This is a genomic window from Marivirga arenosa (assembly GCF_030503875.2).
GTDB classification, from domain to species: domain Bacteria; phylum Bacteroidota; class Bacteroidia; order Cytophagales; family Cyclobacteriaceae; genus Marivirga; species Marivirga arenosa.
This window is the reverse complement of the sequence record NZ_CP129968.2, coordinates 1,719,085-1,731,641: the sequence shown is the minus strand read 5'-3', so window position 1 is coordinate 1,731,641 and position 12,557 is coordinate 1,719,085. Positions and strand designations below refer to the sequence as shown.

Genomic DNA, 12,557 nt, shown 5'->3' with positions numbered 1-12,557 from the left:
AAACTTTATAACTTTGACAGAATTGAAATAAAAACAAATATGAACAAAATAAAGGATATCGTCCAACATTTAGAAAGGATTGCGCCCCTCGCTTATCAAGAATCTTATGATAATGCAGGACTAATTGTGGGTGATGCTTCTAAGAATGTTAGCAATATCTTAATCACCTTAGATGTGACTGAGGAAGTTATTGATGAAGCCATTTCAAAAAATTGCGAACTTATAGTAGCTCATCACCCAATAATATTTAAAGGCCTTAAAAAACTTACCGGTGGTAATTATGTGGAACGTACTGTTATCAAAGCAATAAAGAATGATATTGCCATTTATGCTTCCCATACCAATTTAGATAATATTAAAAATGGTGTAAATGCTAAAATTGCTGAGAAATTAGGTTTGAAGAACTTAAAAATACTAAGCCCGAAGAAGGGGCAGCTAGCAAAATTAAGTGTATTTGTTCCTCAAGAAGAATCAGCAAACTTAAAGAAAGCCTTGCATAAGGCTGGAGCTGGTCAAATTGGAGAGTATGCTGATTGTGCATTTGAAAGCCAGGGAACGGGAAGTTTCTTACCTTCAGATAAGGCTAACCCTAGTATAGGTGAAAAAGGAAAATTAGAATCGGTTGAAGAAACTAAAATAGAAGTCATTTTTCCAATGCACATGAAAGGAAAGATATTAGGGGCAATGAAATCGGCCCACCCTTATGAAGAGGTGGCTTACTATTTACATCAATTAGAAAATACTTTTGATGATTTAGGCTCTGGAATGATAGGTGAAATTGATTCACCTATGCCAGCTAAAGAGTTTTTTGACTATTTAAAAGAAAAAATGGATTTGGAAGTCATAAAACATACAGCCGAAATTAACCGTAAAATTCAAAAAGTTGCACTTTGCGGAGGATCAGGTTCTTTTTTAATTTCACAAGCTAAAGCACTAAAAGCCGACATATACATTAGTTCAGATATTAAATATCATGAATTTTTTGATGCCGATGGAAGCCTTATTATAGCGGACATAGGGCATTATGAGAGCGAACGTTTTACAAATGAGATATTTTATGCAATATTGAAAGAAAATTTTGCTAATATTGCACTCCATTTAGGACAGACTGTCACGAATCCGATAAAATATTATTAACTGCATGGAAAGTACTGTAGCACAAAAGCTTGACGCCTTGAAAAAATTACAAGGTATCGATTCAAAACTTGACGATATTAAAAAAGTGAGGGGAGCATTACCTGACGAGGTAGCTGATTTAGAAGATGAAATTGCGGGTTATGAAACTCGTATCCAGAAATTTGACGATAATGTTCAAGCCATAAAAGATGAAATTGATGCTGCTAAACAAGGCATCAAAGAATCTGAAAAACTAATTGCTAAATATGGTGAGCAGCAAATGAACGTTAGAAATAACCGTGAATATGATGCTATTACTAAAGAAGTTGAATTACAGCAATTAGACATTCAGATTCACGAAAAAAAAATAAAAGAAGCGCAAGCTAAAATTGAGGAGAAAGAAAAAGGAATCGAAGAAACTAAGGCTTTACATGAGGATAGATTGAAAGATCTTGACGCTAAACGTTCTGAATTAGAAAATATCGAATCTGAAACAGAAGAAGAGGTTGCTAAACTTGAAAAAGATAGAGAAAAAGCCCTTAAAAAATTAGAAGATCGTTTGGCTGCTTCTTATGAAAGATTAAGAGGAAATGTTAGAAACGGTTTAGCTGTTGTACCTGTAAAAAGAGGTGCATGTGGTGGATGTTTCAATACGGTACCTCCTCAAAGACAAGCTGACATTCGAGATAGAAAGAAACTAATAGTATGTGAGCACTGTGGTAGAATCCTTACTGATGTTGAAGAGGAGATTGTGGAAGAGAAACCAAAAAAGAAACGTACTACCAGAAAAACTACTGCAAAGAAGAAATAAGCTTAAGAATATTTTTACTAAGAAAGCCTTTCAGACATCTGAAAGGCTTTTTTGTTAGATGGTAATAACTAATTCTTCTTTCTAAATATTCTTTGCCTTAGATCATAGTATTCAAATTTATCTTCATCAAGATAACTCAACATACTATCTAAGAAACCGATAATGAAAAAACCTCCAGGTTTTAAGGCATTGTAAATCTTTTCAATCACTTTTTCCTTAGCTGGCCCATCAAAATAAATCAAAACATTTCTGCAAAAAATAATATCATATTGATGAACTCCATAATCTTCCATTATTAAATTTGAGTTCTTAAACTTTACATTTTGAAGATATTTCTCTCTAAAGACAATTTCATCTTTATCTTCATCAAAATAGTCATGAATGTTAATGGATGAATCAAATTCCTTTAAATTGCGATCGTACTCAGGTAATTTTGCTTTAAGTATACTTCCACTTTCCGCTTGCGCTAAAGATCTTGATGATATATCCGTTGCAGTACTTTTTACTTTGTCAAGAAAGTTTAGCTGATCCCAAACTATTGCAGTTGTATAAATCTCTTCTCCTGACGAACAACCAGCATGCCATACGTTAATCCTGTATTGGTCTTTGAACTGACTTTTACATAATGATTTATATGTTTTCCAAAATTCTGGATCACGAAAGAGTGAAGTTAATCCAACCGAAACCTCATTAATGAATTCATGCACGAAATCCTTATCTTTTAGTGCTCTGCTCCATAAATCAAAGCTTGATTTGAAATTAAACTTCCGGTAAATCCTCTGTAATCTTCTTTTGAATGATTTAGGTTCATAGTTGAAAAAATCAATTCCATAGCGCTTCATGATGGCATCCTGAATGGAGCGCATTTCTTCATCAGTGATTTCTACTGCCGTTGTAATGGGTTCAGTTGACATTTTTCAATTGCACTTTATGATCTACCATTCCTGTGAAAAGAATGATTATCTTATCTAATTCTAAATCTAGATTTTGAACACCTGCTAGGCTCACTTTTGAGCCTACCCAATCCCCCTCCTTTGTTTTAAATTCTAAATTGGTTTCAACTTTCTTTCCATTTTCTAAATCAGTTAATACTGTTTTAGCGGTGATGCCTTTTTCAAAATTAAAATTCTCCTTAAAATTTACTGATTTCAAATTCATTCTACTATAACCTGAGGCTTCAAAAAATAAAGGATTCGCATTCTTTAAGCTGAAATCAGTATTAACCTCAAGAATTGGAATTACTCCTTTCATAGCAGAAACTGAACCATTCAATTCGTTTAATTTCTGCTTAGATTTAGTTGTAAACTGGGCCAATAGAAGCACTTTTTCCAGATTATTGGAATTATTATAAATTGGATTTATTGTACCTGAAAGCCATACCTCATGCCCTTGGCTATCAACCTGCTTGAACTCTCCAGAGAAGAACTTGCCATTTTGAAGGCTTTCCCACATCATTTGATATTGAGGCTTAAATCGATCTTTCTCAGGAAGTAAATCAAAATATGACTTACCTTTAATATCCTCAAATTTGAAACCAGTTATACTCAAGTAAATATCATTAGCCCTAACAATTTTACCCTTTTCATTAAATTCTAATGAGCCAATAGTTTTATCTATAGCTTCCATATGATTCAGCAATTCAACTTGCTGTCTTTCGTTATCTTTGGCTAGTTTCTTCTCCTGTGTAATATCAGTAGCAAATTTAACTATCTTGATCGCCTTACCGTTGATGTCAAATATTGGATTGAATACACCTTTTAGGATCACCTTTTCTCCAGATTTAGTATATCTTTCAAATTCTCCAGTTACAAATTCTCCTTTTGCAAGCTTCTCCCATAAATTCTTATAATTTGTAGATTCTGATGTAGATTTATCTACCATGATTTCATGGTGCTTTCCAATTAATTCCTGTCTATCATACCCAATAATATCAAGATAATTTTGATTCACTTCAAGTATAATACCATTGGTGTCAAACTCCATAACCGCGTTTGATCTTCCTATAGCCTCTAATTTATACTTTGCGTCTAATGCTGATTTTTTGGTATGTGTAATATCTGCTTGAATAGCAATATAGTTTTTCAATTCTGCATTTTCATCCTTAACAGGATTGATTGCCAATGAAACCCAATAACTATTTCCACTTTTATCATAATTCAAAATTTCCTCATATATCGGCTTTTGTTCCTTTAACAATTGACTAATTTTTCTTTTGGTATCCTGATTAGTTTCAGGCCCTTGCAAGAAATGTCCTGGCTTTTTACCTTTTATTTCTTCTAAAGTATAGCCCGTCATTTTTTCAAAACCAGAGTTCACATACTCAATGTAGCCATCTTTATCCGTTATGATTACCGAATTATCAGTATTATCAGCAACTAATGAAAGCCTTCTTTGCTCCTCCTCATTAGCTACTCTCTCAGTAATATCTTGAGCCAGCATTAATATTTTACTCAAGTTTCCGCTAAAATCTAAAACGGGGGAGTAAGAAGCCTCTATCCAAACTTTCTCTTTTTTAGAAGTTCTGGTTTCATATTCTACTATGTAATTATCACCGCTTCTCACTGCCTTCCAAATATCATTACATCGCTGCTGATCACGACAAATATTTTCATGCTTTTTATATTTCAAATCATCATCTGACCATTTCAAGAAATCTTTAAACTTTTGATTCGCACTTTTAAAATTACCCTCTACATCAATTTCAGCTTTTAATAAGGTGTTATTTATAGCATTGAAAACTCCATCTAACTCAAGTTGATTTCTAGACATCTCTTCTTGAGTAGCCTCCATTTCCTCCATATTTTGACGCATTTCCTCTTCATTTGCCTGAAGTTCAGCTGACATTTTTTGAGATTCCTCCAATAACTTTTGAGTATTTTCATTTACTTGAATGACAGATAAAGATGCTCCAATATTTTTAGCCAAATCTTGTAAAAATTTAATCTGGTAGTCTTCTAAAATTTTGAATGAAGCTATTTCCATTGCTCCTACCATTTTTTCATCATTCAGTAATGGAATGATGATGATATGGCGAGGTAATGCATGCCCTAATCCAGAAGTGATTTTAACATATTTTTCTGGCACATCCGTTATATAAATAAGGTCTTTTTCTTGTAGACATTGCCCAACAAGTCCTTGTCCCTTGTATATTTTCTTTTTTGCTAATTTTCTTCTTTCATAAGCGTAACATCCCACCATTTCCAAGTATTCTTCCTCTTCCTCCTCTTGAACTAAAAAGATCGCACCTTGATTAGCCTCTACATATTTTACCGTTTCACTTATGATTTGAAATCCGAAATCACGCATGTTTTCATTGTAGGTCCGTAATAATTCGGAGAATTTTGCTAAACCTTCAGCTTGCCACGTTCTGCGTTCTTCTTTAGTTCGATAGGTAGTCAATTCAGACTGTAGGTTAATAACAGCTTTTGTTAATTGGTTTTCTTCACTATCTACTAATTCAATTGACTTTCCATTTGCAATATCATTTATCCAATCTGTTGCCAATTTAATTTTTTGACGATTTGCTAAAATGTCTTTATAAAAATTCTGAGTCCATTTATTAGATGATTTGAACTCAAATTTAGAATCATCCACATCTAAGTTTGTACCTAAATCTGAAATCTGTTTTATGCCTTTTCTCTCTCTTATATAATTCATTACCATTACGATAAAGAAAAAGAAGGCTACGGCATAAATAGTAAGGTGATAGTATGGATTTATAATTTTTACTATTAGAGTAAGAAAAATACTTGCTACAAAGGCAATTAACATTCCTCCAAATCCTAATAATAAATACCAATGGTTTCTGTCAATTCGCATGAGTAAATTTCTTTTGGTTCATTGTAGATTGAAATTGCTTATCTAAAATCCAGATAAAATAGGGATTGATTTTACCGCAACTTTCAAATGAAAAATTGGCGGTAGAAAGAATTGCAAACATTTGGTGATTGTCTTCAATCTCATCATTCAACCAAGTTCGAGTTGCATCCTCTGGTAAAATGATTTTAGGAACATCACCATAAATTTTTAAATCTAGTTGGTTTGATAGTTCAGTAATAACAGCTGCAGAAACCATATTATCTACTTCTTTTAAAATTATCTCTTCAAAATCAGGATTATGCTGCAAGCTTTTCATTCTATTAATTAATAGTTCTGGAATAGCTTTTGAATCTCTCTCACTAAAAACTAAATAGCTTTTACCTTTTGCCTCCCCTATTATATCTGTAATCAAGATGGTAGGATTTTTAGTCTTCACTATTTTCTTTAATAAATCATCGGACTCACCAAAGAATATTTCGAAATTCTTAACTGAAACATCCTCTCCTGATAAATTCGAAAATGATTGACTTGCTTTCTCATATCCTTTGAAAAAAATGCTCTCCGCAATTGCTTTTATGTCTTTACTAATTTTTTCCATAAATACTAGGCTACAGCAGTAGCATTAACGTTAACAGAATGATTAAATAATTTTTGAATGATTTGTGGTATGTTAATAACCAAACAAACTTTTCCATTACCCAGAATGGTAACGCCACTTACATAGCGTACAAAATCTACTGGCTTTTTAAGCGGTTTTTCAACTATTTCTTTTTGCTGTAATAATTTATCTACTACTAAGCCTAATTTCTTCCCATTGTATTGCACTAAAACCACATTCCATTTTGCATCTGATTTTAAGGCATCAACTTTTGCGCCTGACTCATTTGGGAAAAATAAATCACTTAAAAATACAGTTTCAATGGTTTGATCTTGATGATTGATCATTAACCTATTTTGAATTTTATATATCTCTTTTCTTTGAAGTGACAGAACAGCATCGGTATAGGTTAATGGTACAGCATATTGACTGTGGCCAACCTCAAATAATAAGGTAGATTTAACAGCCATTGATGAAGGCAGTATTAATGAGAAAGTAGTTCCTTTACCCGCTTCAGTTTCTACTTTTATATTTCCACCAACTGAATCGATTGCTTTTTTCACCACGTCCATTCCTACACCACGACCAGAAATACTATTAACTGCATCATTGGTTGAAAAGCCAGGTTCAAAAATGAAAGAAATGATTTCTTCCTTTGACATTTTTTCTAAGGTTGTAGCGTCAACCCAGCCCTTATTTAATACTTTTTGTTTGATTTTATCTACATCAACTCCCTTTCCATCATCTTTTATATCAATGATTACGCCTTCGCTTTCATTGCGAGCTGATAAGGTTAATTTTCCTACTATTTCCTTTTTATGCGCTTTTCGATCCGTTTCTGATTCAATACCATGACCAATTGCGTTTCTTATGAGGTGAATTAAAGAGTCTGAAATAATTTGTAAAATATTTCTATCTATTTCAGTTTCACTTCCCTCAATAATTAAATCTACTTGCTTTTTCTCAGTTGAAGCAGCATCTCTTACTACTCTGTGAAATTTATTGAATAAAAAGCCAACTTGTACAAGTCTTACATCCATAACTGAATACTGCAAATCAGAGGATACTCTTTTTAAGCTATTAAATTCATTTCTTGAAACATTGGCTTCATGGGCTGTGATTAATCTATCCCTTTCGATGATTAATTCGCCTACTAAGTTTAATAAATTATCGAGCTTTTCAACGGGCACTTGTACCATGTCTGAAAAACTGATTTTCTTAGTTTCCTTTTCTTCTTGAATTACCTCAATTTCTTGCTCAAAGACTGGGTCTTTTTTACTTACTTCTTGCTTTTGATTAGCTTCAAAAGCTGATCGTAATTCTTCCAATTTTGCTTCCTCATTTTGCTGCTTTTCAACAGCTTTACTCTTTGTAGCTTTTGGCTTAGCGGTTGACTTCTTTGCTTTGGTTTTTTTTGCTGGTTTTTCTTTGTCCTCAACTTCTTTTACAGATGCTGTTTCTGCATAGGATTCTTGCTTTTTACTGTTTTCAACAATAACCTCAAGCTTACGCTGGATTCCTCTATAACGAACATTAAGGCTGTCATCAGAAAGAGATTGAACAAGTTCTTTTAGAGTATCAACCGCTTTGAATAAAGTAGAAAAAATTTCACTTTCTATATTAATATTGGCTTGTTTGATCTCCGAAAATAAATCCTCCAGCGCATGAGAAAATTTAGATATCAATTCAAACCCCATTCCAGCTGCATTACCTTTTAAGGTATGCGTAATTCTAAAGATTGAATCAATTGTTTTCTGATCCTTAGGTGATTTTTCTAATTGTGTAAGTAGTGTTTCCAACTCCTCCACGCTTGAATCAGCCTCTGAGATAAATAACTTTTTATATTCTTGTTCCTTATTTGACATAGCCATAATATTCTATAAACAGCTTACAATGTAACCTCCCAATTGATTCAAAGGCACCAATCGATCTGTAGCGCCAGAATCAAAAGCACTTTTTGGCATACCATATACAACTGAGGTATCTTCATCTTGAGCAATTGTAATCCCACCTTTTGCTTTTACTTTTTTCAAACCTTCAGTACCATCTCTTCCCATTCCTGTCAAAATGAGACCGATCATTTTATTTCCGTATATTTCAGATGCGGATTCCAAAAGACAATCAATTGAGGGATTATTGAATTCTGTATACACCTTATCCGTAAAATTCACTATAACAGCTCCAGAATGCGGGTTTTTTCTTAACCTCATATTAGCATGACCTGGTGCTATATATATGTAACCTGACTTAATTTCTTCACCTGACTCTGCAACTTTCACATGTAAATCGGATAGCGCATCTAATCTTTTAGCAAAAGAAGTGATAAAACTATCAGGCATATGCTGCGCAATAATGACTGGTAAAATCAGATTATTAGGCAGTTGCTTTAGTAAGGTTTCGATTGCTCCTGGGCCTCCAGTAGAAGCCCCAATTACAATAGCAGAATAAGCAGCCGAACCATTAAAAGCATGACTGTGATTATTCTTCTTAACTTTAATTTTCTTTATTTTCGATTCAGCCGCAGCCTTTACCAATTTTGTTAAAGGATAATTTTTTGCCTTTATTGAATTGGTTATATCATCTTTAGGCTTATCTAAGAAATCAAATGCCCCTTTTTGTAAAGCATCAAATACCAATCCGTCATTTTTTTCAAGAGAACTCAATAAAATAACAGGAGTTGGGCTTTCCTTCATCACCTTTTCAACCAAATAAACACCATCATAGTCTGGCATAATCATATCAGATATAATTACATCTGGTTCGAGTAATCTTGCTTTTTCTACTCCTTCCTTTCCATTTTTTGCAGTTCCTACCAATTCAATTGAAGGATCTGATTTTAAAATGTCAGAAAGTAGGATTCTCATCAGAGCAGAATCTTCTACGATTAGTGTCGATATGGTTTTGGCATTGGTCATTATTTAGAAAGTGCCTGAACCAATTGCTCAGATGTAAACGGCTTTACGATGTAATCTTCAGCTCCTAATCCCATACCTTCTTCAATCACTGAATCCTGCCCAACTGCACTGATCATAAATACCTTTGATGGTAGACCTTCATCTTTATAAACTTTTAGAATATCAGTGCCAATCATGTCTGGCAAAATATTATCTAAAGTGATAATGTCTGGTTGTAACTCAAAGGCTAAATCTATAGCTTCTTCGCCATTAGCTGCTTGGCCAACGATTTCATATCCACCTTCTTCAAGTGCGTCTTTTATAAGTGTTCGCATATAAAGCGAATCATCTACGATTAAAACTTTCTTTCCCATTTTACTATTCTTTAAATCGCGTATTTTAAATTTTGTGAGGAAACACTTAGGTTCCCATTTATTGTATTAAATCGAGCAGTTCTACTTTTACTACCGCCTGTATCTTGCCCTGCTAAGTAGATTTTATTGTCTAAAATCAACTTTTTCAGTGCTTTAACATTATTTTCTCCTGTTTTGAAGCCAGTATTAAATAGATTCGCTCCTCCTACTATTTTTGCCCTTAATGCATTTTTATTACCTCCTATTTTTTCTATTTCTTCAATAATCTTTTCAAAGGCTGTTTTTGCATTATAAGTCGTGTGCTTTTCTAATTCATCTGAAAGAACTACATGAGCCGCTCCTGATATTTTATTTACTCTATCGTAGATGAAAAGTCCAACACATGATCCTAATCCATAACACGCAATGTTGGTAGGCTCATTTGTGACAATCATGTCACCTAAATTCAATGCATGCTCAAACGGTTTCATGAACTTTATTATTTTTAAATACTGTATTTAATTCATTCTCTGACATAGTCTTGAAAACATCCAACATGATGATTAATCTGTCTTCCAGCTTTACTATACCCTTTATGTATGACTGCTCAGCTCCACCATCTTGTATAATGTTAGCTGAATCTTCTATATGAGATTTCTTAACATTTAATGTATTAGGTAGCTCTCTCACCAATACTCCCATTTTAATTTGATCACTTTCCACTACTAGTGTATAATTATTTGCATTGGAATCATTCTCTCCTTTCAATCCAAACTTCTCTTCTAAATCAACTACAGCAATAATATTCCCTCTGATATTGGCCACTCCCTTCACATAAGGAGGAGTTTGTGGCAAGCGAGTAATATGCGGAGTAGGTACAACTTCTTTGATTTGACCTATCTGCAATCCGTATTCTTCATCACCTAATCGAAATATAATTAGCTGAGATTTTTGCTCGTTTTCTTTTATCTTTTGTTCCTTTACAGCTTCCATATTATGCTTTAGTTAAAGTGAATTTTTTGATTCCTGCTTTCAACTCTTCAGCAATTTGACTTAGCTGATTACTAGCATCTGTTACTTCAACCATACCTGCATTCAACTCCTGAGATGAGCTTGCCACCTGTTGCGTTCCGGCAGCTGTTTCTTCAGCCACTACTACTATTTGTTCAATATTTTTCACAACTGCTTCAATCGCTTCCTTTTGACCATTTGAAGCTGTTAAAATCTCTTTTGAATGTTGGAAAGTTGTATCGCTTGAGCCTGCAATCTCAACAAATATATTTTCAGCATCTTTAGTAGCATTGCCGCCTTCCTTTACACTAGTCTGCATACTTTCTATTGCTTTGCTTGCTGAAACTGTATCTTTCTGAACATCACTGATTATTTTTTCAATATCAACGGCAGATTTTCTTGAATCCTCAGCTAATTTTCTAATCTCCTCAGCTACAACCGCAAAACCTCTACCTGCATCCCCAGCTCTTGCTGCTTCAATAGCTGCATTTAGTGCCAGTAAATTAGTTTGAGATGCGATATCCGTAATAACATTTAAAGTTCTAGCAATTTCTTCAGCTCTCTCAGTTAGAATGGCAATTGATTCAGAAGTTTTAGTTGCAGAGCTATCAATACCCGTCATATTCTGAACTAAATTCTTGATGATTTTTAGGCCTTCTTCGGATCGTTTTTGACCATCCTCAGCAGTTTTCTTAATGAAGTCTGCTTTCCCTTGCATTTCCTCAGAAGATTTTAATACACCCTCAACTAATTTCGAAGATTCATCTGTTCTTAATGCCTGATCTTGAGCGCCTTTAGCCATTTGTGAAATGGCTGAAGCTACTTCATTAGAACTATTTTTAATACCTTCACTTCTTTTCAATAAGTTGCCTGAAGATGTAGAGACTACCTCAGCTCCTTTATTAATGCTATTTAATACTTCATTTAAGTTATCTAAAGCATCATTTACTTCTGCTGCTACATCAGAATCATTTTCTACTCTTTGTGTAAGATCACCTTTAGCCATAGCTCTAATCACCTCAATTACAGCCGATTGCTCTTCCATTGCTTTTTGGATTTCTTCTTCTTTCAGCTTTTGTTCAGTAATATCATATCTTACCCCAATATATTTAGCTGGCTTTCCGTTTGGCCCCATTACTGGTGCAATGATGGCATCCACATAGTAAGGATCCCCATTTTTCTTTTTGTTCTTAATTTCACCCCTGAAGATTCTACCTCTACCAATAGTAGCCCACATTTCTTTAAATATTGATTTTGGTGAGTCTGGATGTCTAAACATACTGTGTGGCTGTCCCATACATTCTTCGCGAGTATATCCTGTGACCTCGCAAAGCTTATCGTTTACATAAATCACATTACCTTTCAAATCTGATTCAGAAACCAAACAAGCCACATTAATCTGATCCATTCTGGTTTGAAGCTCAGTTTTTATTTCTTGATATTCCTTAGCAGTTTCAACAGCATCTAGTTCAGCTCTTTTCTTTTCTGTAATATCAAATGCATATTTAATAACTTTTACAATTTTACCCTTATCATCTGGAATAGGTGTGTAAGATGCCTGTAACCAAAGCACATTTCCTTGCTTATCAAATCTTTTGAATTCTCCACTTTGTGCGTTTCCAGATGCTAGTGACTTCCAGAAATTTTTGTATTCAGCACTTTCTGCATAATCATGATCTACAAATATACTATGGTGCTCACCCTTAACTTCATTAAGTGAATAACCCACAGCTTCTAAAAATTGATCGTTTGCCCAAAGAATATTTCCTTTAGGATCGAATTCAATTGATGCAAATGAATTATTAACTGCTGCGATGTGATTCTCTAAATCTTGTCCATTTGACTGGGGTCTTAAAGATTCCCCTGATTTAGTCTTAATATTTTCTTCAAGTTTAGTGGCTGCTTTTACCATGACATTTAAGTTTTAATGATAATGTAAAAGTACAGTGGATAGA

The 12,557-nt window shown here is 33.8% G+C and carries 11 protein-coding genes; 2 read left to right on the top strand and 9 right to left on the bottom strand.

All coding sequences use genetic code 11. The features are described 5' to 3' along the window. Positions 1-39 precede the first annotated feature (39 nt). A complete protein-coding gene (locus QYS47_RS07490) occupies positions 40-1,137 on the top strand; it encodes a Nif3-like dinuclear metal center hexameric protein (RefSeq protein WP_322348235.1) in 1,098 nt (365 codons plus the stop codon). A gap of 4 nt (positions 1,138-1,141) precedes the next feature. Next, positions 1,142-1,927: a zinc ribbon domain-containing protein gene (locus QYS47_RS07485; protein ID WP_308357140.1), complete on the top strand. Its 786-nt coding sequence runs from the start codon at positions 1,142-1,144 to the stop codon at positions 1,925-1,927. A 68-nt stretch (positions 1,928-1,995) separates the two neighbouring features. On the opposite strand, the gene QYS47_RS07480 is transcribed toward QYS47_RS07485, so the two are convergent. From QYS47_RS07480 to QYS47_RS07440, 9 genes are read right to left on the bottom strand one after another with little or no spacing between them, the layout of a single operon-like run. Then, a complete protein-coding gene (locus QYS47_RS07480) occupies positions 1,996-2,841 on the bottom strand; it encodes a CheR family methyltransferase (RefSeq protein WP_308357141.1) in 846 nt (281 codons plus the stop codon). Further along, positions 2,831-5,746, bottom strand: a complete 2,916-nt coding sequence (locus tag QYS47_RS07475; RefSeq protein WP_322348234.1) for a PAS domain S-box protein — start codon at positions 5,744-5,746, stop codon at positions 2,831-2,833. The genes QYS47_RS07480 and QYS47_RS07475 overlap by 11 nt, the downstream gene beginning before the upstream one ends. Further along, positions 5,736-6,344, bottom strand: coding sequence for a hypothetical protein (locus QYS47_RS07470; RefSeq protein ID WP_308357143.1), 609 nt, complete (start codon positions 6,342-6,344; stop codon positions 5,736-5,738). Before QYS47_RS07470 ends, QYS47_RS07475 begins: the two co-directional genes overlap by 11 nt. A gap of 5 nt (positions 6,345-6,349) precedes the next feature. Continuing rightward, positions 6,350-8,209 (bottom strand): chemotaxis protein CheA, encoded by a 1,860-nt coding sequence (locus tag QYS47_RS07465; RefSeq protein ID WP_322348233.1) that lies wholly within the window; start codon positions 8,207-8,209, stop codon positions 6,350-6,352. A 12-nt stretch (positions 8,210-8,221) separates the two neighbouring features. Continuing rightward, positions 8,222-9,259 carry a chemotaxis-specific protein-glutamate methyltransferase CheB gene (gene cheB, locus QYS47_RS07460; RefSeq protein ID WP_322348232.1) on the bottom strand — a complete coding sequence of 346 codons (1,038 nt, stop codon included), beginning with the start codon at positions 9,257-9,259 and terminating at the stop codon, positions 8,222-8,224. Further along, positions 9,259-9,612, bottom strand: coding sequence for a response regulator (locus QYS47_RS07455; protein WP_302099793.1), 354 nt, complete (start codon positions 9,610-9,612; stop codon positions 9,259-9,261). Before QYS47_RS07455 ends, cheB begins: the two co-directional genes overlap by 1 nt. Before the next feature lie 11 nt (positions 9,613-9,623). Next, a complete protein-coding gene (locus tag QYS47_RS07450; RefSeq protein WP_322348231.1) occupies positions 9,624-10,082 on the bottom strand; it encodes a chemotaxis protein CheD in 459 nt (152 codons plus the stop codon). After that, on the bottom strand, positions 10,069-10,584 hold the full coding sequence (locus QYS47_RS07445) for a chemotaxis protein CheW (RefSeq protein WP_322348230.1): 516 nt from the start codon (positions 10,582-10,584) through the stop codon (positions 10,069-10,071). Before QYS47_RS07445 ends, QYS47_RS07450 begins: the two co-directional genes overlap by 14 nt. Position 10,585: 1 nt before the next feature. Further along, positions 10,586-12,514 (bottom strand): methyl-accepting chemotaxis protein, encoded by a 1,929-nt coding sequence (locus QYS47_RS07440; RefSeq protein WP_322348229.1) that lies wholly within the window; start codon positions 12,512-12,514, stop codon positions 10,586-10,588. Positions 12,515-12,557 lie beyond the last annotated feature (43 nt).